Raw genomic sequence first — 25,840 nt, forward strand, 5'->3', positions numbered from 1 at the left:
CTATAGTTTAGCGGTGATCACTTCCAGTGCGGCCTTTACATTCAGCATTTTCTCCATAGATTCGTTGTCAATTTCTATGTTAAATTCTTCCTCGATATCGAGTACCACATCTACGAGGTTGGCCGAATTCATTTTCAGGTCTGCAATGAAATCGGTTTCCTCATTGATCTGCTCCAGCGCAGCTGAGTCCTGTGCATAAGGAGTAAGGATGACTTTAAGTCTGGCTAATAGTTCTGCTTTATCCATGTTGGTATTTTTTTAAGATGATGCATGTATTCACATCTCCAAATCCGAAGCTGGCTTTTGCAAGGATGTTAAAACGCTTGTGCAGGCAAATGGAAGGAATGGAGGATTGGTCAATAAGCCTTAGGATGTCGGGATGGAGATCTTCGGTATTGATGTTTGGAAAGATAAAATCTTCATTCAGTTCCAGTACAGCTGCAACACATTCTATACTTCCTGCGGCACTGATACAATGTCCCGTCATTCCTTTCAGGGAATTGATATAAGGAAAGTCTTTCCCTTGCCGGCCTAGTGCAGTCACCCAGTTCTGAATTTCCACAGGATCTTTACTGGTGGCCGTCAGGTGTGCATTGATCACATCGATTTCCCTGGTCTTCAGGTCTGCCTTTTCTATTGCTTTCTGGATACACCGCTGCACAGCTTCGTTGTTTGCTGCGGTCATGGTTCCGGTGCCCCGCTGACCGCCGGAATTGATATGTCCCCCCAGCACTTCCGCATAAATCTTTGCACCGCGCTGCAGGGCGGCATCCAGCGACTCGAGGACCAGGGCAGCAGCACCGCTTCCCGGTACAAATCCACTGGCGGAAGCACTCATGGGCCTCGAGCCTTTTTCCGGTTCTTCATTATGTTTGTAGGTACAGACTTTCATGGCATCAAATCCGGCCCAGATATAAGGTCCGCTGTCGCTTGTGCTACCGGCAAGCATTCTTACTGCATCACCATGTTTAATGCGCTCATAGGCCATAATTATACTTTCTGTGCCGGTAGAGCAGGCAGATGAATTGGTTGTGACCTGATTTCCAAGTCCCAGTTTCCCTGCCAGGAAAGCGCTGATGCCACTGTTCATGGTTTGGGCTACGACCGTACTTCCTATTTTCCGGATTTGCAGCTGGTCTACTTTATAGATGGCATCCCTGAATTTATCAATTCCGGAAGTGCCGGTGCCGAAGATGGTACCGCTATCCCAGTCAGGCGTATCACGATCCGCCGGCTGCAGTCCGGCGTCTTTCCAGGCATCCATTCCTGCAAGTACACCATAGACGATACCTGAGCTGTCCAGGTTTTTGAGCTCCAGCTCCGTAAAGTATTTGCTGATCAATTCTGCGGAGATTTCCGGTCTGCCGGAAATCTGGCAGGAGAAAAGTAATTGCTGTAGCTGCGGATCGTGTTTAATTCCGGAAATGCCATTCATGATGGCATTTCTGAAATCCGGTAGTCCCACCCCATTTGGTGAAACAACTCCCAGTCCGGTGACTACAACACGGTTAGCCATGCAATTTTGCGGTAACCATTCCTGATATGCTGCCTTTGCATACCACATCACCTGCCTCATTTGTCATCACGACAGTGCAGTTCAGTTTCTTAAACCTGAAATATACTTTTTCGGCAACCACGGTTACTTTTTCACCCGGAAAAACAGGTTTCATGAAGTCGATAGCTGTTGACGTGAGCATGACATGTGCCTTCATTTCAGCATTGGCCGTTTCTGATAAATAGATACCCAGGCATACCAGTCCGATCTGGGCCATGGTTTCTGTAAGGATCACTCCTGGTGTAACGGGATAATCTTTAAAATGGCCTTTGTAAAAATCAAGGTCCTTATCAAAGGTATAGGTTCCTGTTGTTCCGGTCTCGTCGATGTGTAAAAGTTCATCTACGAATAAAAATGGTTTGCTGTAAGGTAGTTTGTCCAGTATTTCCTGTGCTGTCATATAAAATGTATGTACTGATAAATATTCCTTCCTGTTGGGTAATGAACAGGAAAATTTAAATAGTTGCGGATGATCACCATGATTCTTCCAATTAGATGTAAAGTAAATACAAAATCTCCAGATTCGTCTTCATTACCATTGCAATAAAATTCTTTGTGCTGAAAATCCTGGTCCGAAGCTCAACATCAGCCCTTTTTCTCCCCGTTGTGGCTGCTGGTCAAGAATACGTTCCAGGACGTACAACACCGTTGCGCTGGACATGTTACCATACAGGCGTAACACTTCCCTGGTATCATTAATGTTCTTCCCCAGCGCACCGAACAGTTCTTCCACAACCTGTACGATCTTTTTTCCTCCAGGATGGAAAATCAGGTGATCGATTGCGGCAATATCCAAACCGTTCCGCTCCAGAAAGGGATTGATGATTGCGGGGAAATGACTGGCTATGGTCTCCGGTACCCCAACATCCAGCACCATCTGCAGTCCCGTATTTGTCAGCCTGAAACCCATCAGTTGTTCGGCATCATCAAAATGGTACATGCCCTCATCAACTACCTCCGGACCCTCATCGTCCTCATGTGAAGATAACAGGACACAGGCTGCCCCGTCACCAAATATGGCGGCGCTCACTATATTTGCCATACTAAAATCGTTCCGCTGGAAGGTAGCTGTAGGTGATTCAACAGCAACCACCGCTGCGCGTTTCCCGGGATTGGCTTTCAGGAAGTTTTTGGCATAGATAATTCCGGAAACCCCTGCCGCGCAACCCATTTCAGTCACTGGCAGGCGTATTACGTCGCCCCTCAAACGGAGAGCATTGATCAGGTAAGCATCCAGCGAAGGGATCATAATGCCAGTGCAGCTCACTGTGATGATATAGTCCAGGTCTGCAGGCAGCCAGTTGGCCTTGTTCAGTGCCTTTTGCAGGCATTGTTTTCCTAAGCTGATCCCTTCCCTGATATAAATTTCGTTTCGTTCGGCAAAGCTGAGGCCAGAAAATACTTCCTCCGGTGACATAAAGGAATACCGCTTATCCACCGCGGCATTCTCAAATATCTTTTTCACCTTTCTGATGAACCTTGGGTCCTGCCCATGTAGCCATATTTCCAAAAAGGGGAGTATCTCTGCCGTAGTTCTTGAATATTCCGGCAATGCCTTGCTGACGCCTGTAATTTTTACTTTCATGATCTTTTTACTATCCATTGGTAACGAAATGCCCATTTCCACCTGATGATATAATTTTTACTGTCTATGCGCTTCGAAAAGCGAACCAGGTCATTCTTTTTAAATCCCCTGAGGATAGACACCAAACCATCCTCGCGTGACATGTGATTAAGGCGGAATACAAAGCACAATGCCTTAAACAGGTAATATGCTATACTACTGCGCTGCAGGTCATTGATCACAAAACCCAGTTTCGCTGCAGACTTAAACTGCTGAAGCAGCCAGGTGATGTCATCGTCCTTGAAATGGTGCAGGGTAAGGGTACACAAAATAATATCATAGCTATCTGCAGTCAGCACCTCCTGAAATATATCAGTGCATAGGTAGCTGATATCCGGATAGTTGCGGGATAAAGCGCTTGCATGCGTAACCGTAAAACGATTGGCATCAATTCCAATAAGTTCAAACGTCCATCCATTTCGGGATGCATAACCGGATAAGGTACGGAGCATATCGCCATTTCCGCAACCCATATCCACAATTCGGATGACCCGTGTTTTTGCTAGGCCCTGTAGTAGCATTTCCACGCCTTCCAGACTTAGCCTGTTTCCGCCCAATAACCGGTTGATGCTGGCAATTTTATCTAAAGCATCACGCAACACTTCACCCTCCATCTCAAAGTCGTCCATCAGCTCCGGGGCATTGCTCCGGTAAGTTGTATCTACCCTCATATCCGACTTTCAGTTATTGGTTTGCCATGTGTTTTTCTGATCATAAATGGCAGCACCGGAGGAATCCGGAGGACGCTGCCCAGTAGAAATTCTGCGAGCTTTTCCTTTCTCAGCAAGGCCGATATGATACTTCCCATCCTTAGGCGTGATTTAAATGTATTGTTCCAGCATTGGGTATACTGTTGCTCCAGCAGCAGTCTGCTTTTAATCTTTCCCTGTGTTTGCGCAATCAGCAGTTCAGCAGCAATTTTTGCACCATGGACTGCCATCCCCATTCCATTCCCGCAAAGCGGGTGTATCATGCCGGCAGAATCACCTATCATCAGCATATGTGCAGTAACGGTTTGCTTTGCACCGAAGGAGATCTGTCCTATGGATAGGGGAGCATCGAAAAGCATGGTGCTTTTTTCCAGTACCGCTTTCAGGCGATGGTTTTTATACAGTACATTCTCCTGATAGGCGAGGTGGTTTTTGTATTTGCTGAAGGAGTTGTAATCTGCGAGATAGCAGATGTTTATCTTTTGATCTTCTATCTTCGATACCCCACAATAACCACCCCTGAAGTTATGCAGTGCAACTAATCCATTTTCAACATCCCCAGTGTAGTGTGCCTTGACGGCCAGGAAAGGAGAGTTTTTTTTAATAAACGGTCTTTTTAGCTTCATGTCCATAGCTGTCCTTTTGCCGTAAGCCCCAATAACCTGCTTTGCGCGAATCTGCTTCTCCTGAGCGGTTTGTACATGAAATACCTCATTGTCAAAGTTAATGGCAGTTACCGTATCGAAATGGATGCGGCCACCGCGGTCTCTGTACTTCTCGTATAGGAAATTATCAATGCAATAGCGGCTAAGCCCAAAACCGCCAAGCGGGAGGACTGTCCTGATGCTGCCTTCCCCGGTATTGGTAAATTGTAAACTGTTAATCTGGTGAGGTCCGAGCGGTTGAGGGTCAGCCCCCAGCCACTGAAAATAGGGTAACACCTCATTGGATATATATTCCCCGCATACCCGGTGATTCGGATAAGGAGATTTTTCAATCAGCAAAACGTCCATGCCTGCCTTTTGCAGGTGCAATGCAGCAGTGAGTCCTGCCAGTCCGCCGCCAACAATTAAAATATCTGTCTGATCATTCATCATAGCAGGGATCGAGGTGTAAGTGTAACATACAGAAAGTCTGAATTGTTCTGTCTGCCAGCCCTATTTTCGGCATTCGGATTCCTGAAAAAAAATTCTACAAAAAAGCCCTGTCCTTTTTTAGAAGAACAGGGCTTTTACCGGTACTGCATACCTGATGCAGGCAGGATATCACCTTCAGGACAACTTAATTCTCCAGTAATTGGGAAGCTTCCGTATCCATAAACCAGGTCAGGCTGCCATCCACGGGATGAATAAGTTGTGAAGGATACAAATGAGGATTTTTATGCTCATCTTCAATCACATGTTTAACCGCTTCGGCCTTAGCTTCCCCAAAAACAAGGAAAGCCACATTTTTCGCTTTATTGATCAAAGGTGCGGTAAAGGTGATCCTGTAAGTAGATAACTTCTCTACATACACCGTTTCCACAGTCACCTCTTTGTTATCCAGAACGTCAGTTCCAGGAAACAATGATGCAGTATGGGCATCATCACCCATACCCAAAAGAATCAGGTCGAAGCTGATATCAGCTCCTTTAAAATGTGTTGAAATCGCTTTGGCATATTCAATAGCCGCTTTTTCGGGAGCCAGAGTAGTATCTACTAAAAAGATATGGTCTGACGCAATATGGAGCGGGTCAAGAATTGATTTTTTAGCCATCAAACCATTATAGCTTTCATGGTCAGGAGAAACATTACGCTCATCACCGATAAAGAAATATACTTTGGTCCAATCCAGTTGATCACGGTAAGTGCTGGAAAGCATTTCGTACAATTCTTTCGGGGAATTCCCGCCTGTGAGTACAAAATTAAAACAGTCGTTTTCAGCTATTGCCTTTTCGCCTATTTTAATGATATAATCTGCAAGGTCTTCCAGCAATTCCGGCTTTGTTTTATAGATTAACAAATTCATTAGTCTTCATTTTTTAAAGGTAGTGTAAACCAGTGGAAACCATCCCTTGCGATCAGGGCTTCCGCATCTTCAGGCCCCCATGAGTCTGCATGATAATTAGGGAAGCTTAATGATTTTTTAGTTTCCCAGGCATTGACAACAGGCATCAATAATTCCCATGCACTTTCCACCTGATCTGCACGCATAAACTGTGTCTGATCGGCCAGCATGACATCAAGTAATAAAGTTTCATAAGCCTCAGGTGCCTGTGCGCTGTATGTACCTTTATAATCGAACACCATATCTACCGGATTTAACACCATATCAAGGCCCGGTCTTTTTGCCTGAACCTGTAAACGGATACTCATCTCTGGTTGTATGCTGATAATCAGTCTGTTCTGTTGCCAGTGTTCCGTTACTCCTGCAGGGAAAACCTGGTGAGGAACATCTTTGAACTGGATAGAGATCAGTGAAGAAGTTTGGTATAAACGCTTTCCTGTACGCACATAGAAAGGAATTCCCTGCCAGCGCCAGTTGTCCACAAAGAACTTAATGGCTGCAAAGGTTTCTGTATTGGAATCAGCAGCAACATCTTTCTCACTTCTGTATCCCGGTACTTCTTTTCCTTCAACCCATCCTTTGGAATATTGTCCGCGGACAGTGCTGAAACGGATATCTTCAGGACCAAAAGGACGCATGGCTTTCAGTACATCTACTTTTTTATTCCTGATTTCATCGGCTTCAAAATTAATGGGCGTTTCCATACCAATCAGGCATAACAACTGCAGGATATGGTTCTGGATCATATCTCTCATGGCACCGGCTCCATCATAATAACCACCGCGGTCGCCCACACCCAATTGCTCTGTCACAGAGATCTGTACATGGTCAATGTAAGTACGGTTCCATAGTGGCTCCAGGAAGGAGTTGGCAAAACGGAAAGCCATGATATTCTGAACAGTTTCCTTGCCCAGGTAATGGTCAATTCTATATATCTGTTTTTCGGTAAAGATGCCTGTCAACAGTTTATTCAGCGCTTTTGCAGTCTCCAGATCCCTTCCGAAAGGTTTTTCAATCACAATACGGCAGCTTTCCTCATCACCGGCCAGGTCATATTTTTCCAGGCATTGTGCAATTAGTGGAAAAAGGTTCGGTGCCACAGCCAGGTAGTAAATCACCTGTGTTTTTGGGCCGAATTCTGCTTTAATTTTTTCGATATTGGTTTTTAAGACGGCAAAAGTATCGGGTGCGGAAACATCAACAGCGTTGTAAGACACATGCTCTGCGAATTTATCCCATTTTTCTTTTTTTACTTTTCCGGAGCGGGAGAACTGATTCACTCCTGCCTGAATGGTATCGCGGAACTGGGCATCAGTAAGTTTACTTCTGGCAGTTCCAATGATGGCATAATCCTTTGGCATGAAACCATCGGCTTGTAAATTATATAATGCGGGCGCAAGTTTGCGCATGTTAAGATCTCCGGTACCACCAAAAATAACAAAGATGGTTGGATTAAGACATTGACTTGTTTTCATTTCGTCTTGATTAAGCTTTTACAGGATTCCAGATGGCATGGAAAACACCTTCTGCATCCGTACGTTCAAATTTATGTGCACCAAAGAAATCCCTTTGGGCCTGAATTAAATTGGCCGGCAGTTTTTCAGTGCGCAGCGAATCAAAATAGGTAAGGGCAGAGGCAAATGCAGGAATGGCAAGACCTATTTTAGTGGCCTCAATAACTACATTGCGCATACCTGGAAGGATTTCTTTCATCTTTGAGGCAATACCTGCGTCAGCATACAGGTGCTCCAGGTCTGGCTGTTTTTTGTAGGCCTGGTATATATCTTCTAAGAAAGCTGCCCTGATGATACAACCCCCACGCCAGATCTGTGCAATTTCATGCAGATTTAAATCATATTCATAGCTTGCTGAGGCCTGCCATAGCAGGTGTAATCCCTGTGCATAAGAAGTAATTACTGAAAAATACATGGCTTGTTCCAGTTCTACAATAAATGCTTCTTTATTTTCTACGGTTACTTTTTCTTCAGGATAAGTTTTAGATAAGTTTACACGTAATGTTTTATATTTGGATAAGTCCCTGGTCGTCACTGCCTCATTGATTGTTGGGATAGGCAATTGCAGGTCTACAGATACCTGTGTTGTCCATTTTCCTGTTCCTTTGGATTTGGCTTCGTCTTTGATCATGTCAATCAGGAAACCACCGGTAACTTCATCTTTAAAGGCAAAAATATCTCTGGTGACTTCCATGAGGAAAGATTGCAATCTGCCGTTGTTCCATTCTTCAAATACACTGAAGATCTGTTCATTGCTGTAACCTAAAGCGGTTCTCATCAGGTCATATGCTTCAGCCATCAGCTGCATCATGGCATATTCAATTCCATTGTGCACCATTTTGACAAAGTGTCCTGATGCACCCGGACCAATGTAAGTTACACATGGATCGCCATTTACCTTTGCAGATACTGCTTCAAGGATTTCTTTCATGGCTCCGTATGCGGTTTTATCCCCACCAGGCATGATACTCGGGCCAAAACGCGCACCTTCTTCACCTCCTGAGATTCCCATACCAAAGAAATGGATGCCTTTGTCAGACAGCTCTATTGCTCTTCTGCTGGTATCTGTAAAATGTGAGTTTCCGCTATCAATTATAATATCACCCTTATCCAGTAAAGGCTCCAATTCTTTAATTACACTATCCACTATTGGTCCTGCCGGTACCAGCAGCATTATTCTTCTGGGTAATTCCAGGCTTTGAATAAAATCTTCCAGAGACTCATAAGCATTGAGGTTGTGTTTTGCCCCGTCTTCCTTGAGTTTCTGGATCATATTCGGATCCTTATCATAACCCGTAACAGCAAAGCCATTATCGGCCATGTTCAGTAATAAATTACGGCCCATCGTACCGAGCCCTATCATTCCTAATGTGTATTTACTTTCCATTTTATGTATTTGATTTTGGATAGGTTGTAAAAATGTGGTATTTTTCTTCAGCAGCCCAAAGCTTGGCGCCGCCTTTAATCCCATCCCTGTTAGAAACGATGTGTATGTTATGGTCTAAATCGAAAGAAATGTGTTTTGCATTTCCACCTCCAAGGAAGAGAGTGTCATAATTAAAGACGGTTTTATAAATTTCTATGATGCGTTGCACACGTTCATTCCATTTCTTTTCCCCTTCTTTTTCATAAGCACGGTCACCGATATAGTCGTCATAATCTTTAGTTTTTGAGATCGGGAAATGTGCCAGTTCCAGGTGGGGAAGCAGTTCTCCGTCATAGGTCAGGGAAGTACCAAATCCTGTGCCCAGTGTGAGCACGATTTCAAAACCCTTGCCTGAAATAATCCCTAAAGCCTGTTGGTCGGCATCATTAATCAGCCTCACCGGCCGGCCTAAAAGATCACTCACTTCCTGAGCAAGAGGAAAGCCTGCCCATTTGTTTTTTGCCAGGTTTGGCGCGGTTTCCACGATGCCACATTTCACATAACCGGGAAAGCCAATCGCGATTTTACAGTAATCCTGTAAAGGGCTCACCAGTTCATGCACTACCTTTAATACTTCTACGGGTGTAGCGTTTTTTGGGGTAGGTAGTTTTGTATACGCTGAAAATAACTCGCCTTCCGGTGTCAGTAAACATGCTTTGATACTGGTTCCACCGATATCAATTGATAAAATGTTCTTGCTTTCTTCTGTTTTTTCTATGCCAGGCATGTTTAATTTCTTTGTGAGATTGCTCAAAATATTTGATGGTTCAAATTAACAAATTTCCCGCCACATAAAGACTGAATCTATGTAAGATTGCCTGATTATCCAATTGATTTAGATAAAAGTCCAATTAAGCCCCTGTGAAGGGTGTCAGGAACCATTAATTTGATTTCTACATGACTTTTTGCTGGTAGGTTTAATCGTTTTAGCTATGAAGGGAGGCTACCCGATTTGGCGATATTCCCGTTCAAACTATGATCATGATCAAAATATTCCATCAGAGATGGTATAATCTGCAGGAGGGAGAAAAAAACTTTCCGGGCTATTGACCTTCTCCACATGGTCTGCCTTGATCCCGACATTCATTCCTTTGGATACGGTACCGATGGACAATGCGCAACCCGGGATGTTCTTCAGGTAGCTGTATTTTTGCCAGTACAGACGGGGCAGGGCAGGAGCGTACCAAACCGTGATGGTATGCTGGGCATAATCCGGATTTATAAAAGTCGCCTTCCTGCACAATTGGCCGGCTATCGTCATGGTATCTTTTAATAATTCCATTTTAAAACCTTCAGAGCTGATGACCACCAGTGAATCGCTGCCCAACTGTGTATGGAGGTTGGCAATTTCTGCAGGATATTTCAGTGCTGTTTTAGCTGTGGTGTCCAGAAGGTAGCTGATGGTATCCCTTTTATCGGCCAGCGTAATGCCTCCGCCAAGACCATTTTGTTCAATCCTGATATAGCTGGTGTTCACATAACAAACCAGGGGTGGTGTCTGGTCAGATGATCCGGAAAGTGACTTGGCAAGTTCCATCATGACAGATTGTTCCTGATACCCATCCTTTGTAGATTCCAATTGCCGGTCTGGTGATCCGAAATCCAAATGGTAACTGATTTTCCATGCAGGTATGCTTTTCGCATTATTATACTGCTGGGCATTTACCATAAATGCCATTGTTAACAGGAACAGCAGTGAAGGGATCTTTTTGTAATTCAAAACTTCAAAATTATTTTACAATGGTACAAAAAAAAACCTGCCTGGATAATTTTCTATCCGGCAGGTTTTGAAAAAGGTTATAAAATATTACTTTTTAGCTGCTGCATTTTGCATTGGGTTACCTCCAACAGACTGTCCGCGGGCGGCCATTGTTTTCTGTTTGAACAATTGGAATTTAGATTCTTCCGCTTTTCCGCCCCAGACATTATTGCTCTCGTCGATATCAGCGGTTTCACGCATCGGATCAAGCTTAATGGCCGTTACTTCTTTGTCATGTACATAAAACTTAGATGCTTTCTGCTCATCATGCCTCCAGATCTGTGCAGGGATCCTGTCAATCTTTTTGCTGCCATCAGCGAAAGTGAATTCTACAATTATCGGCATCACCAGGCCGCCTTTATTGCTGAAATCCAGCTCATAGTAAAATTTGCCTGCATATTTCTCCTGTTCGGCTTTTGATAGCTTTTCGAATGGTGCGGGAATCTCAATTTTACGCTCTTTGGTGTCATATTTCTCCAGGCCACGGTCGTATCTCCAGTAAAAATCCTGGGTGGACTGATCAAGATCGGTATAAAACTTAATGTTTTTATCTTCCCTGTTTCTCACTTTAGAAATATCATCAAATGCATTGACTGCCGGCGGATCAATTTTCACCATTCTCACATTGGCAGGTGGAATTTTAGCATTGACATCAGGTTTTCCCATTTTTACTGCATCAAGGGAAATATCACAAGGGTCGGTTCCATAAAACCAGCCTCTCCAGAACCAGTCGAGGTCTTCACCACTCGCATCTTCCAGGGTCCTGAATAAGTCTGCGGGTGTAGGATGTTTGAAAGCCCATCTTCTGGCATATTCTTTAAAGGCATAATCGAACAACTCTCTGCCCATAATAGTCTCGCGGAGGATATTCAGGCCTGTAGCGGGCTTCGAATAGGCATTGGGACCAAAACGGGTGATGTTTTCTGAATTGGTCATGATAGGTTCCAGCTCATCCTTTGGCAGTTTCATGTAATCTACTATGGTATACGCTGCTCCTTTTTTAATCGGGAATTTATTGTCCCACAGTTCTTCTGTCAGGTATTCCACAAAGGAATTGAGTCCTTCATCCATCCATGTCCACTGGCGTTCATCACTGTTGACAATCATAGGGAAGAAATTATGTCCTACTTCATGGATAATTACCCCCAACATTCCGTTTTTTGAACTTTCACTATAGGTACCGTCCTTTTCAGTCCGGCCGTAGTTGAAGCAGATCATTGGATATTCCATTCCGTTTGCAGCTTCTATACTTTGTGCTACCGGATAAGGATAAGGGATGGTGAAATCTGAATAGGTTTTAATGGTATGGGCTACTGCTTTTGTAGAATAAGGGCGGTACAGGTTATAGGCTTCCTTACCATAAAAACTCATGCACATGACCGATTTATCTTCAACTTTTTGTGCCATGGCATCCCAGACATATTTTCTGGAAGAGGTCCATGCAAAGTCGCGCACATCATTCGCCTGAAAGACCCAGGTTTTTGTCGTTTTACTTTTGGTACCTTCTGCTTTTTTTGCTTCAGCAAGTGTCACGATCTCCACAGGCTCGGCCGATGTTTTTGCTTTATTGTAACGGGCGAGTTCAACTGGACTGAGTACCGCGCTGTAGTTGATACATTCTCCGGTTGATCCCACATGGTGATCGGAAGGAACCGTCATTTGCACTTTAAAGTTACCGAAAGTAAGGGCAAATTCGCCTCTGCCGGTAAACTGGTGATTTTGCCAGCCCTGGAAGTCACTATAGACGCATAGTCGCGGATACCACTGCGCCATGGTAAACAGATAATTGCCATCTTCAGGGAAGAACTCATAACCTCCGCGGCCTCCTTCGTTTATCCTGTCGGATATTTTGTAGGTCCAGTTCACGTTGAATATAAATTGTTGGCCTGACTTTAATGGTACCGGCATTTCCACCCGCATCATTGTTTTATTGATGGTGTATTTTAAGGCTTTGCCTGCTGCATCCGTAATTTTAAGTATAGAAACTCCCATTCCATTGTCCGCATCGCTGGCCTGTGCATTGTCGAGTGACTTTGTGGTGCTATAATTTTCCGGCAATTGTGTACTGCTCTGATAATTGGCATTATTCACATTGCTGTGCTCGTTTTCATCCAGCTGTAACCATATATAGGTCAGTACATCAGGTGAGTTGTTAAAATAGGTAACTTTCTCTGCACCGGTAAGCATCAGTTTCTGTTCATCCAGGCTACATTTAATGTCATAATCTGCACGTTGCTGCCAGTATTTTACTCCAGGGGCACCGCTTGCAGTCCGTTGCTCGTTAGGCGTAGAAAGAATGGTACCCAACTGTTCAAATTTATTCCCGTGGTTACTGCCGGGATTATTTTGGATATTTTGAGCAAATGAAAGCTGCCAGGAAGAACCAAGCAGGATAAATGCAGCTAAAGTTTTATTCATTTGATGTTTTTTTGATGAAAGTATAAATTTAAACCGTTTTTTTGTATAGAAAAAATTAAAAACTCACTATGTTGACTTTTATTTCCCAATATCTACTATTTTGTTACGTTTTTCTGGGGGCTTTTACTGCTGAAAAAGATTTAACAACAGTAAAAAATAGTCGTCATCCCTTACATTTAAGTTCTACAGAGATCAATTACAATGCTAATGGCAAAACGATGGAAATCAGCTGCCGCATATTTACAGATGATTTTGAAGATATCCTCAGTAAAAAATATAAGGTAAAATCTGACCTGTCTTCCGCAGTGAAACATAAGGCGATGGACGAATTGGTCAGGAAGTATATGGCAGAACATCTGCAGGTCGCTGTCAATGGAAAACAACTGGGCTTAAGTTATATTGGTTTTGAAAATGACAAAGAGGCCGTTATTGTTTATATAGAGTCAGAAAAGGTAATGAATCCTGAAAAAATGGAAACCACTTGTACTGTTCTTTATGATCTTTTTGATGACCAGATTAATATTTTCCATATCACTTATCATGGCAGCAGGAAGAGTGCAAAACTCAATTATCCGGATAAGGTATTGTCGTCAATACTGAAGTAGTCTCCTTTTGCCCTCTCTGTGAAAGCTGCTTTGTTTGCAATTGGTTTATATCTGGTCTGCCAGGTTGTCCTAAATCCACCTTTGGTTTCTTATTGAAGCCCTGTGTATCTATTAGTGGTGCAGAGGAAATGAATGGTATTGCCTGTAAGCCCTGCTGAAAGTAAGATGATTCGACAATTGGTTGGGATGTGGTTGGGCAGATTGCCTGCAGACACTCAGTTTACAGCGAGCTGATACGGGGCAGTAACAAGGAAAAACTGAGTATATAGTGTGTATCGACTGGGTATATACTGGGTGTTTTTCCGACGACGTGCCGAAGCATCGCTCACGGTGTCCTGTACTGTTAATCGTTTGCGCCTTAGGAAAAGCAGGGGGAAGTAACCTGTGAGGGTCACCGCTTCAGGATAACATCATACCAAATGAAGAGAAAATGATACAAAGAAATATTTATCAACTCAGATAGCTTTGCGAATCCAGGTATTGTTAAAATACTGGCAGACATTTCACATAAATGTCTAATTTGGATTTATGAAAAATTTACCGGTTTTAGATCTCGTTGTCATTGCGCTGTATTTATTGAGCATGATATTGGTAGGTTTTTATTTTTCCAGAAAGAATAAAAGCACAGATCAGTTCACCAAAGCTGCGGGCAGTATCCCTGGCTGGGCAATAGGACTTTCCATATATGCTACCTTTTTAAGCAGCAATACCTTTCTCGGTGTCCCGGGGAAGGCTTTCGGCAGTAACTGGAATGCATTCGTTTTTAGTCTCGCCATGCCATTTGCGGCTTACATTGCCTCAAAATATTTTGTCCCCTTTTACCGGAGGACAGGGGAGGTTTCTGCTTATACCCACCTAGAAAAAAGATTCGGGCCATGGGCAAGAACGTATGCTGTTGTTTGTTTCCTGCTCACTCAGCTGGCTAGAATGGGCTCTATCTTTTTCGGGATTGCCTTGAGTCTCCAGGCATTAACAGGTTACAGTATGCAATCGATTATGATTGTCGTTGGAACCTGTATCATTATATACACCGTATTGGGTGGAATAGAGGCGGTCATATGGACTGAAGTTGTGCAGGCAGTGATCAAAACACTAGGTGCCTTCCTCATCCTCTACCTGATCGTCAGGAATATGCCGGGAGGGGTCTCACAGATCATATCCATCGGTGCCGCAGAGAATAAATTCAGTCTGGGCAGTTTATCTCCAAATCTCAAGGAATCCACTTTTTGGGTGGTACTGTTTTATGGTTTTTTTATCAACCTGAACAATTTCGGGATAGACCAGAATTATGTGCAGCGTTACCATACGGCAAAAAACTCTGCACAGGCGTCACGGTCTTTATGGATATGTGTGGTCTGTTATGTTCCCATATCTTTATTGTTTTTTATCATAGGTTCCTCTTTATATGCCTATTACCAGGTGAACCCCGATTTAATTATCAGTGTGAAACACCAGGTGGCCATGGAACGCTTACCTGTACATTCCAGCGAAAAAGCCATTCAATCTGTAATGGATGTACTGGTACCAGAGGATTATGGGGATAAGATCATGCCCCATTTTATGGTCAATGAAATTCCGACTGGACTGGTGGGACTTATTATCTCTGCCATCATGTCGGCTGCAATGAGTACGATCAGTTCAGGGATGAATGCTTCTGCTACGGTATTCTCTATAGATATCTACAAACGTTATATCAATCCTGCGTTAAATGATAAACAACTGATGAAAGTGCTTTACATCAGTACGGCATTGTTTGGGGTGATGGGGATGTTTACGGGAGTCGCGATGATCGGGATCAAAAGTATACTCGACATCTGGTGGCAGTTATCCGGGATTTTCTCGGGAGGAATGCTCGGGCTGTTCTTACTGGGGATGATCAGTAAAAGGGCGGGAAATTCGGAAGCGCTCACCGCAACAATTATAGGTGTCCTGGTCATTTTATGGATGACCTTCTCAGGAAGCATCCCACGGGATTATGGATTTCTTAAGAGCATGTTCCACAGTAATATGATTGTGGTAATCGGCACGCTCACTATTTTTCTGGCGGGACTTTTACTGAGCAGGGGAAAGAAAGAAAAAATTAACGAAACTTAAATAGGTACGCATGGACAAATCACAAAAAGGATTCATTCCTGTTATGCTCACTCCTTTCAGTGATGATGGCAAAATAGATTATACCTCACTGGGCAGACTAACAGACCGGTATCTGCAGTCTGGTGTGAAAGGGCTTTTTGCCAATTGTTTATCCAGTGAGATGTTCGAATTGAGTGCGGAAGAGAAGATAGAGCTCACCAGGAGGGTAGTAGAAATGACGGGAGGAGCTGTACCTGTGGTGGCTACAGGTACATTTGGAGGGCCTATTGGAAAGCAGGCGGAGTATGTGAAAAGAATCTATGATACGGGTGTGCATGCCGTGATCTTAATTACCAGTCTGCTGGCAGAAGAAAAAGATCCCGAAGCTGTTTTCAATGAAAAGGTTTTTGAATTGTTCGATCTTACCCCATCCATCCCGGTAGGTTTCTATGAGTGTCCGGTTCCCTATAAAAGAATACTCTCTTCCAGGCAGCTGGGGTCATTTGTAGCCACAGGAAGGGTAATTTATCATAAAGATACCTGTCTGGACCTTGAACAGGTAAAGGCAAAGCTGGCTGCAGCAGATAATAACTGTTTTGGTCTTTACGATGCCTATATGGGGCATGCCGTAAAATCTCTGCGTGCAGGTGCTGCAGGGCTCTCCTGCATTCAGGGCAATTACTTCCCGGAATTAATTGTATGGCTCTGCAAAAATTTCGATAATGAAGCTATGAAAGATGGGGTAGATGCCATACAGGATTTCCTCAACCTTCATATGGACGTGATGCACAATATTTATCCTACGGCAGCGAAATATTCGCTTCAGCAACAGGGATTGGATATTTCCACTTTCACCAGGCGGAAAGTTGGTGAATTCTCTGCTGACAGGATGAAGGAAGTAAGGCAATTGTATGCCAGTTATCATATCCTTCAGCAGAGAATAGGAATTTAATTCAGGAGGTATCTCCTTTTATAGTCCATCGGCGTCATTCCGGCTATTTTCTTAAAATGACGGTAGAAGTTCGATACATTGTTGAAACCACAGTCAAAACAAATGACTTCGGTAGGTATCTTATCTTCAACCAGCAAACGGCAGGCATGGCTGATCCTGATTTCAATAAGGAAATCATAATACGTTTTTTTCGTCATCAATTTGAAATACCTGCAGAATGAAGTAATGCTCAGGTTGCTGATAGAGGATATTTCCTCCAGGCTGATTTCTTTCTTATAGTTAGAGAGGGTATAAGAATAAATTTTGTTTAACCTGATGATATCAGATTCATTGGAATGGTAAAAAGCATAGCCAGAAGTAATCGATTCATACTCGTCCGTTTCAGACAGGGTGCTTAGTATCGACAGCAGTAAAATCAGGCGGTCCATATGGGATGCCGTGGTTGCTTTTTTCATCAGGTCAGCCACCTTTTCCCTGGTTTCACCGGAGAGTACCATTCCTTTCTTTGCCTTTTCAAATAATTTAGGGATCAGGTAGGCTTCCGGGAGGTTAAAGAGATCTTTTCCGAGGCAGTCCGGCAGGAACTGGATGACGATAGCTTCCACTTCAAGGGAGTCGTTTTGCTGGTAGTATTTATCGCTGCAGCGGAAAGTATGCGGAAGATTTTCGCCTAACAGTATTATTTCTCCGGAAGAAAAATTGCTGATATTGTCGCCTATAAATCTTACGCCTTCCCCTTTCACGACATAATGTAGTTCTAATTCGGGATGGTAATGCCAGATTTTACCAAAGTTTGGCTCAATGTTGTGTCTTATCCCGAACGTGTTTTGGATGTTAATTGGAACTTTATGAAAAAGTGGTTTCATGTTCTGTTCAGATTTTTGGAAATATATTTGGTTTTCGCTCTTAGAGCGGGACAATACTACGAAATTGTAATGATAATATGATATAAAAAGTTGGTAATAATTGGTAACAATACTGTGAACTGATTATCCATATTTGTATCGATATGTAGAAACTAACCCCCCGTTTTTTTATACATTTAATTGTTTTAACCAAATATGATACCATAAGCGCTATTCCCTGAATCAAAGAAGATGATTTTTTTATATATGATTTTGTCTGAAAGAAGCATTCATAAATTAATCTCTGATACATTACCTCTCACTTAATGAAATGATTATACTCATCCAGAATGTTTTAAATAAAAAAAATTATATAGTGATGAAACAAGTGTAGCTGAAAATTCTATTAAATGAAGAATAGGTTATACCGGGTTCAAAAATAAAAAACCAAATTAAAACTTATGAAAAAGCAATTTTTATTATTCATCATGCTTGTGTCCTGTTCCATTTCGGGAATGGCACAGACTAACAAAGTGGCAGAGGATTCTGTTTATCGTGCTGCTATTCAAGACCGTTCCTGGAAAATTGTTCAGAAGTTACAACTTAATGATTCGGCTAAAGCCATTCAACTGAGAGAGGTCATCGCAGCACAATACATCAGTCTGAATGAAGTCTATACCAAAAGGGATGTTAAAGAGAAAGAGATTAAAAGTAATTCTTTGCTTAATAAGGAAGCAAAGCAAGATAGTATGAATAAAAATCAGTTAACTTCAGAATTGTCAGTTGCCAAGCTGCATAAGCCTTATCTGAAAAAACTGTCGCACCTGTTAAATAAAGAACAGGTGGTTGCGGTGAAAGACGGCATGACCTATGGTGTGGTGCCGCTTACCTATGGTGCCTATATGGAAATGCTTCCACAGCTGACAGCACCACAGAAAAAACAGATCATGGAATGGCTGGTTGAAGCCAGGGAGAAAGCCATGGATGCGGAATCCTCAAAGAAAAAACATGCCTGGTTTGGCAAGTATAAGGGAAGGATCAATAATTACCTTTCTGCTGCCGGTATTGATATGAAAAAAGAAGGCGAAGCCTGGCAGGAAAGGATCAAAGCCAGGTCTGCAAATCACTGATTTCAGCTTAAAATCTGAAGGATAAGATGCTACAAAACCTGGTGAAAATGGTATAAAAAAGCAGTTTATCCTTCCGATATATTTGACCAGCGAAATTTACCTGACCAATTGTATAAACCTAACATTCATTAACCTCAGTTTTTATTTGCCAAAGAGATTCGTGCTTAAAAGGATGATAGCATTCCCGCCTTTTTTCTCCTGGTACTAAGTTCTACTGATTTAATTCAACTGTATGAAGAGATAGATACTCCCTCCGAATGATGGCTGGCCTGAAGTCAGGCAATCAGCATGCTAAAATAACCCTCTCTTATAGTTTAATCTAACCAAATTTTAAACGTGTATTTAACATGAAAATTTATTTACAGAAGCAAAGTTATTTGTGCAAATGGCAGAGAATTGCCGCCGCACATTTAATCATTGCCCTTGCACTATCAGGTTCTGCAGCTGTTGCTGAAGAGGCTGTACCCGTGTCGGGGGAAGTAACAGCCGTGTCCCACCGAAAAGGAATTAAAGGAACAGTAAGGGATGCCTCCGGGCAGCCAATGCCAGGTGTCGGCGTCATGATTGTCGGTACCAAATCCGGTACATCGACTGATGCAAATGGTAATTTCAATATCAGTGTACCGACAGGAAATGAGACTTTGATCTTTACTTCTATTGGTTACAAAGCCGTTGAGGTTGTCCTAAATGGAAGAACAGAAATCAATGTCAGAATGGAAGAAAATGCTTCCGATCTGAATGAAGTCGTTGTCGTAGGTTACGGCACACAGGAGAAAAAACATTTGACGGGAGCAATTGCTACGGTAAATGTTGCGGTCATTGCTGATGTTCCAGTAGGTACACTATCTGCAGCTCTAAGGGGGCAACTTCCTGGTGTAAGTATTGCAGGCGGTTATTCAAGGCCGGGAGAACCTGCGAAGATTACGATTAGAAATCCATCTTTTGCGGTTAAAGATGGTGGAAGAACTGAGCCTTTATATGTGATAGATGATATTTTCAGGACATCTGAAGATTTTAACCTGATTGATGCCTCTGAAGTAGAGAGTATCTCCATCCTGAAAGATGCGGCAGCAGCAATTTATGGTATTCAGGGAGCGAATGGGGTGGTCGTGGTTCGTACCAAAAGAGGTAAAGCAGGTGTGCCAAAAATAAGTTATGGTGTTTCTGTCGGAGCTTCAGATGCGACACAGCTGCCAAAAATGATGTCTGGAATTGAACAGGCTACTTATTTAAATGACTATACCCGTGCCGCAAGAAATTATGTCGCAACAGGAAGTAGCGGCTATCTTGCCGATGCAGCCTGGTATACACCGGATGAACTGGAGTATTTCAGGAATAACAGTACGGATTGGTTACCGGAAGCCTGGCAAACAGCAATGACAACACGTCATACCTTAAACGTAAGTGGAGGTAGTGACAAAGCAACTTATTTTGCAGGCGCTTCCTATATTACTCAGGGATCTAATTTTGATGGTGTAAACACAGATAAATGGACTTTCCGTGCCAGTTCTGATATCAAACTGACTAAAGGACTGAATCTGGGCTTATCCCTCAGCGGTGATTTATCAAATAATAAAAGATTCTGGTTTAAGCAAGGAAGTGAGAGTCTGGATAATGACGTCAGATCTCTGATCGGAACACCGATGTTTAATCCATATTATGTAAATGGTCTGCCAGTTTTACTGACTACAGGAAATACTGGTTCTGTGGATGGTACTCATTTCTTTGAAGTTCAGAAATTGAATAATTATACCAATGCAAGAACAAATGGTTTTAATGTTCAGGCGACCTTAAATTATGACGTACCCTTCATTACTGGGCTAAAAGCAGGATTGAACTTTAGCAAGAACCTGGATAATGCATTTAACAAACAATATGGTACCCGTTATAATGTATATCAATTAAGCATGCTCGGTGATAATAAACATATTTACGGAGGTGATGTAATTAAAACGATCAGTGTAAATAATGGTGATAAAGTGAGGATTAGTTCTTCTTATAAAGACAGTTATCAACTGAACGGTACACTGAATTATTCCCGTAAATTTGGGAAGCACAGCTTTTCTGTTCTGGGTGTTTATGAGCAGGTGGAGAGCGAAACAGACCTGGTTAATGCCGCACGTGAGGGTGTGATTATGGGGGGGCTCGACAATCAGCAATATGCAACTGGTGTTAATCTGTCCGATGAATCACAATCTGAATTCGGCCGACTGGCCTGGGCGGGTAGATTGAACTACAGCTTCGCAGACAAATATCTTGTGGAATTTTCATACCGGGGTGATGCCAGTGTTTATTTTGCTCCCGGAAACAGATGGGGGTATTTTCCTTCACTTTCATTGGGATGGGTAATGTCTGAAGAGCCATTTTTCAAGAAAAGTATGAAATTCGTTGATTACTTTAAGCTAAGAGCTTCCGTAGGTCTGTTGGGAATCGATAATACCAGGAATTTTGGCTATGCAAGAAATTATTCTCTTTTAACAGGTAAGGCACCGGTTTTTGGAGGTAATTCTGACAGACCATTGGCCATTAGTCCAAATATTGCCCTGGCTAATGAGAATATGAAATGGGATAATAATACAAAAATTAACGTTGGTTTTGATGCCCAGTTTTTAAAGAGCCGCTTAGTCGTTGGCGTTGATGGATTTTTGGATCACAACTATAATCAGCTGACTACGAGAACCTCCTCCGTATCATTGCTAATCGGTGCGCCAATTCCCGCAGAAAACTATGGGATCACCAATAGCTTCGGTTATGAGCTGTCCCTAACCTGGAAAGATAAAATTGGATCAGACTGGGGATATAATTTGAATACTTTCCTGCAATGGAATGACAATAAAAATATTCGCATGGATCAACCATTAGGTTTTGCGGGAACATTTCTTGATGGGGTAGGTCATTCCAGTGACATGGGTGTCCTTGGTTATAAAAGCTTAGGTATCATCAGAACTCAGGAACATTTGGATGAACTGATCGCAAGAGGCTATAAGGCTTTTGGTGAATCGCCTAAATTGGGTATGATTGAGTATCAGGATCTTAGAGGCCCTCGGGATGCGAATGGTAATTTTACTGCACCTGACGGAATTATTTCAGAGAATGTCGATTACACCTTTCTGACACCAAAATCAAGTAATCATTACAACGTCGGATTTAATCTGGGTGGAACCTATAAAACATTCAGTTTAAATATGGTGATCGGACTTTCCTGGGGCGGACAGGAATCTGTGGAAAGTGCAGCTGTCAAAAGAGCAACAGCAACCTCTAACAGACCAGCATTTTGGGCAGATCACTGGACACCTGAAAATCCTAATGCGGAATATCCAAATCCTTTCTATACTAACAATTATGACAGAAAAACGGATTTTTGGTTTAGAAGCTCAACTACATTCCGTATGAGCAATATTAATTTGTCCTATGGATTGCCAACTAAATGGGCTGAAAGAGCAGGGCTTGCAAATGCAAAGATATTTTTTGTAGGAACAAACCCTATCAATTTTTATAATCCTTATGATTATAAAGACAATACGGGCGCTTATGATGTTTATCCAAATCTAAGAACGTTCTCACTTGGTTTAAATGTTAGTCTTTAATTATGATAATGATGAAGAACAGTAAAAATATTGCAATCATTTTTTTTGCATTTTTAGCCTTTACAAGCTGCAAAAAAGTATTGGATAAAGGTGATCTGGGTTCTATTCCGGGAGAACTGATCTATAACGACTCAACTCTTGTTAACTTAAACGTAGGTTATATCTATGAACAGAATTTGCCGGGATGGGGAGGAACTACAAGCGGTAGTGTTCCATTCTGGGGTGGTACATTAACGGATGAATCTTATGGTGATAATAAATTTATGCGCGGTACACTTACCGTAGAAGATGTTACAGACTTCGGGACGGCTTTAGATAAAGGAAATAATTATGGCAAAATAAGAACAATTAACATGATGATTGCTGATACTGATGCCGGAACTCTTCCTTTAGCAACCAAAAATCGCCTGAAATCCCAGGTGCTATTTTTCAGGGCATGGCGATATTTCGATCTTGTACGTCTGTATGGAGGAGTACCTTTGGTGCTTACCCCTTTAGATGGAGTGGGTCAGGAAGCTAAAGATCTTGCTTTGCTGCCAAGGAACTCTACCGCAGAATGTATCGCTCAGATAGTTAAAGATCTGGATACGGTAATTAAATATCTGCCAGGAAGATGGGACAATACAAACTGGGGCAGAATAACAAGAGGAGCCGCCGCCGCATTGAAAGGCAGGGTGTTATTGACGTATGCCAGTCCGCTTTTCAATCCCAGTGGTCTGCCGGAACGCTGGCAGGCAGCTTATACTGCCAATGTAAAGGCTAAAGAAATTCTTGATAAGGACGGATATGGATTAAATTCTTCTTATGGAGATATGTGGTTCACTGAAGTGGGTAATCCTGAAGCTGTTTTCGTAACAGGTTATAATAATGCAACAGGTGACCAGACGAAAAAGAATAATGCCTATGATAACCAGACCAGACCTTCTTATACGGGCACGGCCGGAGGCTCTAACCAACCTTCATGGGAACTGGTAAAATCGTATCCTATGAAAGACGGAAGTAAACCTGCTGCTGATCTGCCTGACAACCTTTTTTATAAGGACAGGGATCCTCGTTTTTACAAAACTATTGGATATAACGGTGCGGTCTGGCCATTGAATGGAAATACGAATTATCGTTTGTGGACGTATTATGCTGGTGGAAAAACGTCTGAGCAAAAGGCGTCAAACACAGGTTTTTATACCCGTAAAGCCATAAATCCAAATGTTGCTGCTGGTGAAGTTCAATTTTCAGGAACGGACTGGATGGAGATACGTTATGCAGAAGTCGTACTGAACCTCGCTGAAGCAGCCTGTGGTATTGGTGCAAATGCAGAAGCCTATGCTGGTCTTGAGGCGATCCGTAAACGTGCAGGAATAGAATTAGGAAATGGTCATTACGGACTGGTAGCAGGTTTATCCGGAACTGCGCTTTTTGATGCTATCTTATATGAGCGCCAGATAGAGTTTGCCTTTGAAGGAAAAAGATTCTGGGATTTGTACAGGTGGAAAAAATTTGCAGATGTGCTGAATACAAAAGCAAGGAGAGGGGTGACAATAAATCTTAAAACAGGAGCCGGAATACCTACAGCCGCTCAGTTTGCGGATCCGACTAATGCCAACTATAGGGACAAAGTAGATATTGATGTCCTTTACAGCCAGTATTTCGATGTGCAGATAAAAAATATGGATACCTGGGATGGTAACATACAATGGAGGGACCAGTATTATTTCTTCGGTCTTCCAACTTCATCAATAAACAACAATACCAAAATTACTCAGAATATAGGCTGGGGTGGTAGTTTTGTTCCAGCACCTTAACTCAAAAGATTGCGCTCATTCAACCCATATAAAATAAAAACCAATGAGTGATCATGACCCATGGTCACTCATTATTTAAAACAAACAACATGCTAATTAAAAAAAGAGCTTTACCATTCTTATTTACAGCTGCGTTACTTACCTTTTCTCAGGCGGTACTGGCCCAGTATCCGGATGTGCCAAAAGACATTAAGGAACAAAGTGATGCGATGATGAAGGAAACGGAAAGATTATCAGACATCGCCTGGTTGAAAGCAGTTCCGATTATTGAAAAGGAAGCAAAAGAAGGAAAACCTTATATTCCATGGGCGGCCAGACCCCACGATTTACCACAGTCGGAACTACTGGCCTTTCCTGGTGCAGAAGGTGGTGGTGCCTATTCTTTTGGCGGACGCGGTGGAAAAGTTATTGTGGTGACTTCACTGGCCGACAGCGGACCAGGTACATTAAGGGAGGCCTGTGAGCAGGGTGGTGCAAGGATTGTTGTATTCAACGTTTCCGGGATCATCAGGATCAAAACTCCTTTGATTATCAGGGCTCCATACATCACTATTGCAGGCCAGACCGCCCCGGGTGATGGAGTGTGTATTGCAGGAGAGAGTGTGTGGATCAATACCCATGATGTGGTTGTACGTTATATGCGTTTCCGCAGGGGAGAAACCAATGTGGGCAGAAGGGATGATTCTATCGGTGGTAACCCTGTAGGAAATATCATGATCGACCACGTTTCCGCAAGCTGGGGACTGGATGAGAACATGTCTATGTACCGCCACATGTTTAATGACAGTACAGGTAAGGCAGAGCAAAAATATGGTACCGTGAACATCACGATTCAAAACTCTATATTTTCTGAGGCTTTAGATACCTGGAACCACTCTTTCGGAAGTACACTGGGTGGGGAGAACTGTACTTTCATGCGTAACCTATGGGCAGATAATGCAGGCCGTAACCCATCGATTGGCTGGAACGGGATCTTCAATTTTGCCAATAACGTGGTATTTAACTGGTACAACCGCTCCACTGATGGTGGTGATTATACCGCATTGTACAATATCATCAATAATTATTACAAACCTGGACCTATGACTCCGGAGAATCAGCCCATCCGTCACCGTATCCTGAAGCCTGAATCCGGCCGCAGTAAACTGCCTTATGTCGTATTTGGCCGTGCACATGTACAGGGGAATATTGTGGAAGGCAATGATACCGTAACAAAAGATAACTGGGATGGCGGAATTCAGCTGGAAGGTAAGGATGGAAACCTGATGTCTCCTGAAAAAGCTAAAGTTTACTATGATGCAATGCGTGTCAATAAACCGCTGCCGATGCCGGCAATGACCATTCTTCCAACTATGGAAGCACATGACTATGTACTGGCAAATGCAGGTGCGACTTTACCAGTAAGGGATGCGGTAGATACCAGGGTGATTGAGCAGGTGAGAACAGGTAAGATTACCTATAAAGAAGGTGTTAAACTTCCTGAAACAAACTTTAAACACCGTCGTATGCCGGTAGATTCCTATAAAAAAGGAATTATCACCGACATCAGTCAGGTAGGCGGATATCCGGTGTATAAAGGCAAACCTTATAAAGACAGCGATAAAGACGGAATGCCAGATGAGTATGAAACTAAAAATGGCCTTAATCCTAAAGACGCTTCAGATGCTGCAGTGATCACTGCATCCGGTTATTCAAATATTGAAGTATATTTAAATAGTGTTGTTCCTGTGAAACAGGTGAAACCATAACATATTAATTGTTGATTAGCAGGGGAGGAAATGACAAACGTTTCTTCCT

General features: G+C 42.7%; 20 protein-coding genes. 7 read left to right on the forward strand and 13 right to left on the reverse strand.

Going from position 1 to position 25,840, the window contains the following annotated elements; genetic code table 11:
• From ACSBL2_RS07660 to ACSBL2_RS07715, 12 genes are all read right to left on the reverse strand, one after another.
• A complete protein-coding gene (locus tag ACSBL2_RS07660) occupies positions 1 to 246 on the reverse strand; it encodes a phosphopantetheine-binding protein (protein WP_442591091.1) in 246 nt (81 codons plus the stop codon).
• The gene (locus ACSBL2_RS07665) at positions 239 to 1,516 is read right to left on the reverse strand and encodes a beta-ketoacyl-[acyl-carrier-protein] synthase family protein (protein WP_442591092.1); all 1,278 of its coding nucleotides are present in this window, start codon (positions 1,514 to 1,516) and stop codon (positions 239 to 241) included. The genes ACSBL2_RS07660 and ACSBL2_RS07665 overlap by 8 nt, the downstream gene beginning before the upstream one ends.
• Positions 1,509 to 1,955, reverse strand: a complete 447-nt coding sequence (locus ACSBL2_RS07670; RefSeq protein WP_442591093.1) for a 3-hydroxyacyl-ACP dehydratase FabZ family protein — start codon at positions 1,953 to 1,955, stop codon at positions 1,509 to 1,511. The genes ACSBL2_RS07665 and ACSBL2_RS07670 overlap by 8 nt, the downstream gene beginning before the upstream one ends.
• 132 nt (positions 1,956 to 2,087) lie before the next feature.
• On the reverse strand, positions 2,088 to 3,140 hold the full coding sequence (locus ACSBL2_RS07675) for a type III polyketide synthase (protein ID WP_442591094.1): 1,053 nt from the start codon (positions 3,138 to 3,140) through the stop codon (positions 2,088 to 2,090).
• Complete coding sequence (locus ACSBL2_RS07680; RefSeq protein ID WP_442591095.1) at positions 3,137 to 3,850, reverse strand: methyltransferase domain-containing protein; 714 nt, start codon at positions 3,848 to 3,850, stop codon at positions 3,137 to 3,139. Before ACSBL2_RS07680 ends, ACSBL2_RS07675 begins: the two co-directional genes overlap by 4 nt.
• Positions 3,847 to 4,986, reverse strand: coding sequence for an NAD(P)/FAD-dependent oxidoreductase (locus ACSBL2_RS07685; protein WP_442591096.1), 1,140 nt, complete (start codon positions 4,984 to 4,986; stop codon positions 3,847 to 3,849). The genes ACSBL2_RS07680 and ACSBL2_RS07685 overlap by 4 nt, the downstream gene beginning before the upstream one ends.
• Before the next feature lie 184 nt (positions 4,987 to 5,170).
• A complete protein-coding gene (pgl, locus tag ACSBL2_RS07690) occupies positions 5,171 to 5,896 on the reverse strand; it encodes a 6-phosphogluconolactonase (protein ID WP_442591097.1) in 726 nt (241 codons plus the stop codon).
• Positions 5,896 to 7,410: a glucose-6-phosphate dehydrogenase gene (gene zwf, locus ACSBL2_RS07695; RefSeq protein WP_442591098.1), complete on the reverse strand. Its 1,515-nt coding sequence runs from the start codon at positions 7,408 to 7,410 to the stop codon at positions 5,896 to 5,898. Before zwf ends, pgl begins: the two co-directional genes overlap by 1 nt.
• Positions 7,411 to 7,420: 10 nt before the next feature.
• Positions 7,421 to 8,836, reverse strand: a complete 1,416-nt coding sequence (gene gndA, locus ACSBL2_RS07700; protein WP_442591099.1) for an NADP-dependent phosphogluconate dehydrogenase — start codon at positions 8,834 to 8,836, stop codon at positions 7,421 to 7,423.
• 1 nt (position 8,837) lies between these two features.
• Positions 8,838 to 9,602, reverse strand: a complete 765-nt coding sequence (locus ACSBL2_RS07705) for an ROK family protein (RefSeq protein WP_442591100.1) — start codon at positions 9,600 to 9,602, stop codon at positions 8,838 to 8,840.
• Between the two features lie 258 nt (positions 9,603 to 9,860).
• A complete protein-coding gene (locus ACSBL2_RS07710) occupies positions 9,861 to 10,595 on the reverse strand; it encodes a hypothetical protein (RefSeq protein ID WP_442591101.1) in 735 nt (244 codons plus the stop codon).
• An 87-nt stretch (positions 10,596 to 10,682) separates the two neighbouring features.
• On the reverse strand, positions 10,683 to 13,052 hold the full coding sequence (locus tag ACSBL2_RS07715) for a M1 family metallopeptidase (RefSeq protein WP_442591102.1): 2,370 nt from the start codon (positions 13,050 to 13,052) through the stop codon (positions 10,683 to 10,685).
• 68 nt (positions 13,053 to 13,120) lie between these two features.
• Between ACSBL2_RS07715 and ACSBL2_RS07720 the strand changes: the two genes are divergently transcribed.
• From ACSBL2_RS07720 to ACSBL2_RS07730, 3 genes are all read left to right on the forward strand, one after another.
• On the forward strand, positions 13,121 to 13,657 hold the full coding sequence (locus tag ACSBL2_RS07720) for a DUF6702 family protein (RefSeq protein WP_442591103.1): 537 nt from the start codon (positions 13,121 to 13,123) through the stop codon (positions 13,655 to 13,657).
• Positions 13,658 to 14,185: 528 nt separating this feature from the next.
• Complete coding sequence (locus tag ACSBL2_RS07725) at positions 14,186 to 15,751, forward strand: sodium:solute symporter (protein ID WP_442591104.1); 1,566 nt, start codon at positions 14,186 to 14,188, stop codon at positions 15,749 to 15,751.
• Between the two features lie 10 nt (positions 15,752 to 15,761).
• Complete coding sequence (locus ACSBL2_RS07730; protein ID WP_442591105.1) at positions 15,762 to 16,682, forward strand: dihydrodipicolinate synthase family protein; 921 nt, start codon at positions 15,762 to 15,764, stop codon at positions 16,680 to 16,682.
• Here the strand turns inward: ACSBL2_RS07730 and ACSBL2_RS07735 are convergent.
• Positions 16,679 to 17,548: an AraC family transcriptional regulator gene (locus ACSBL2_RS07735; RefSeq protein ID WP_442591106.1), complete on the reverse strand. Its 870-nt coding sequence runs from the start codon at positions 17,546 to 17,548 to the stop codon at positions 16,679 to 16,681. The two genes, ACSBL2_RS07730 and ACSBL2_RS07735, sit on opposite strands and share 4 nt — an antisense overlap.
• A 440-nt stretch (positions 17,549 to 17,988) precedes the next feature.
• Here ACSBL2_RS07735 and ACSBL2_RS07740 point away from each other — a divergent pair, with 440 nt between their 5' ends.
• From ACSBL2_RS07740 to ACSBL2_RS07755, 4 genes are all read left to right on the forward strand, one after another.
• A complete protein-coding gene (locus ACSBL2_RS07740) occupies positions 17,989 to 18,657 on the forward strand; it encodes a DUF3826 domain-containing protein (RefSeq protein ID WP_442591107.1) in 669 nt (222 codons plus the stop codon).
• 347 nt (positions 18,658 to 19,004) lie between these two features.
• Positions 19,005 to 22,244 (forward strand): SusC/RagA family TonB-linked outer membrane protein, encoded by a 3,240-nt coding sequence (locus ACSBL2_RS07745; protein ID WP_442591108.1) that lies wholly within the window; start codon positions 19,005 to 19,007, stop codon positions 22,242 to 22,244.
• A gap of 8 nt (positions 22,245 to 22,252) precedes the next feature.
• Positions 22,253 to 24,043 carry a RagB/SusD family nutrient uptake outer membrane protein gene (locus ACSBL2_RS07750; protein WP_442591109.1) on the forward strand — a complete coding sequence of 597 codons (1,791 nt, stop codon included), beginning with the start codon at positions 22,253 to 22,255 and terminating at the stop codon, positions 24,041 to 24,043.
• 89 nt (positions 24,044 to 24,132) lie between these two features.
• Entirely contained in the window at positions 24,133 to 25,791 is a 1,659-nt protein-coding gene (locus ACSBL2_RS07755) for a pectate lyase family protein (protein ID WP_442591110.1), read from the forward strand.
• The last annotated feature ends 49 nt before the right edge of the window (positions 25,792 to 25,840 follow it).

Source organism: Pedobacter sp. AW31-3R (genome assembly GCF_052180285.1).
Taxonomy (GTDB): domain Bacteria; phylum Bacteroidota; class Bacteroidia; order Sphingobacteriales; family Sphingobacteriaceae; genus Pedobacter.

What these genes read in the sequence shown, in the direction of transcription:
- ACSBL2_RS07750 (WP_442591109.1), top strand. Translation starts at nt 22,253, where the DNA reads ATGATGAAGAACAGTAAAAATATTGCAATCATTTTTTTTGCATTTTTA.
- zwf (WP_442591098.1), bottom strand. Translation starts at nt 7,410, where the DNA reads ATGAAAACAAGTCAATGTCTTAATCCAACCATCTTTGTTATTTTTGGT.
- ACSBL2_RS07680 (WP_442591095.1), bottom strand. Translation starts at nt 3,850, where the DNA reads ATGAGGGTAGATACAACTTACCGGAGCAATGCCCCGGAGCTGATGGAC.
- ACSBL2_RS07745 (WP_442591108.1), top strand. Translation starts at nt 19,005, where the DNA reads ATGAAAATTTATTTACAGAAGCAAAGTTATTTGTGCAAATGGCAGAGA.
- ACSBL2_RS07675 (WP_442591094.1), bottom strand. Translation starts at nt 3,140, where the DNA reads ATGAAAGTAAAAATTACAGGCGTCAGCAAGGCATTGCCGGAATATTCA.
- ACSBL2_RS07705 (WP_442591100.1), bottom strand. Translation starts at nt 9,602, where the DNA reads ATGCCTGGCATAGAAAAAACAGAAGAAAGCAAGAACATTTTATCAATT.
- gndA (WP_442591099.1), bottom strand. Translation starts at nt 8,836, where the DNA reads ATGGAAAGTAAATACACATTAGGAATGATAGGGCTCGGTACGATGGGC.
- ACSBL2_RS07725 (WP_442591104.1), top strand. Translation starts at nt 14,186, where the DNA reads ATGAAAAATTTACCGGTTTTAGATCTCGTTGTCATTGCGCTGTATTTA.
- ACSBL2_RS07715 (WP_442591102.1), bottom strand. Translation starts at nt 13,052, where the DNA reads ATGAATAAAACTTTAGCTGCATTTATCCTGCTTGGTTCTTCCTGGCAG.
- ACSBL2_RS07670 (WP_442591093.1), bottom strand. Translation starts at nt 1,955, where the DNA reads ATGACAGCACAGGAAATACTGGACAAACTACCTTACAGCAAACCATTT.
- ACSBL2_RS07720 (WP_442591103.1), top strand. Translation starts at nt 13,121, where the DNA reads ATGTTGACTTTTATTTCCCAATATCTACTATTTTGTTACGTTTTTCTG.
- pgl (WP_442591097.1), bottom strand. Translation starts at nt 5,896, where the DNA reads ATGAATTTGTTAATCTATAAAACAAAGCCGGAATTGCTGGAAGACCTT.
- ACSBL2_RS07665 (WP_442591092.1), bottom strand. Translation starts at nt 1,516, where the DNA reads ATGGCTAACCGTGTTGTAGTCACCGGACTGGGAGTTGTTTCACCAAAT.
- ACSBL2_RS07730 (WP_442591105.1), top strand. Translation starts at nt 15,762, where the DNA reads ATGGACAAATCACAAAAAGGATTCATTCCTGTTATGCTCACTCCTTTC.
- ACSBL2_RS07660 (WP_442591091.1), bottom strand. Translation starts at nt 246, where the DNA reads ATGGATAAAGCAGAACTATTAGCCAGACTTAAAGTCATCCTTACTCCT.
- ACSBL2_RS07755 (WP_442591110.1), top strand. Translation starts at nt 24,133, where the DNA reads ATGCTAATTAAAAAAAGAGCTTTACCATTCTTATTTACAGCTGCGTTA.
- ACSBL2_RS07685 (WP_442591096.1), bottom strand. Translation starts at nt 4,986, where the DNA reads ATGATGAATGATCAGACAGATATTTTAATTGTTGGCGGCGGACTGGCA.
- ACSBL2_RS07740 (WP_442591107.1), top strand. Translation starts at nt 17,989, where the DNA reads ATGAAAAAGCAATTTTTATTATTCATCATGCTTGTGTCCTGTTCCATT.
- ACSBL2_RS07735 (WP_442591106.1), bottom strand. Translation starts at nt 17,548, where the DNA reads ATGAAACCACTTTTTCATAAAGTTCCAATTAACATCCAAAACACGTTC.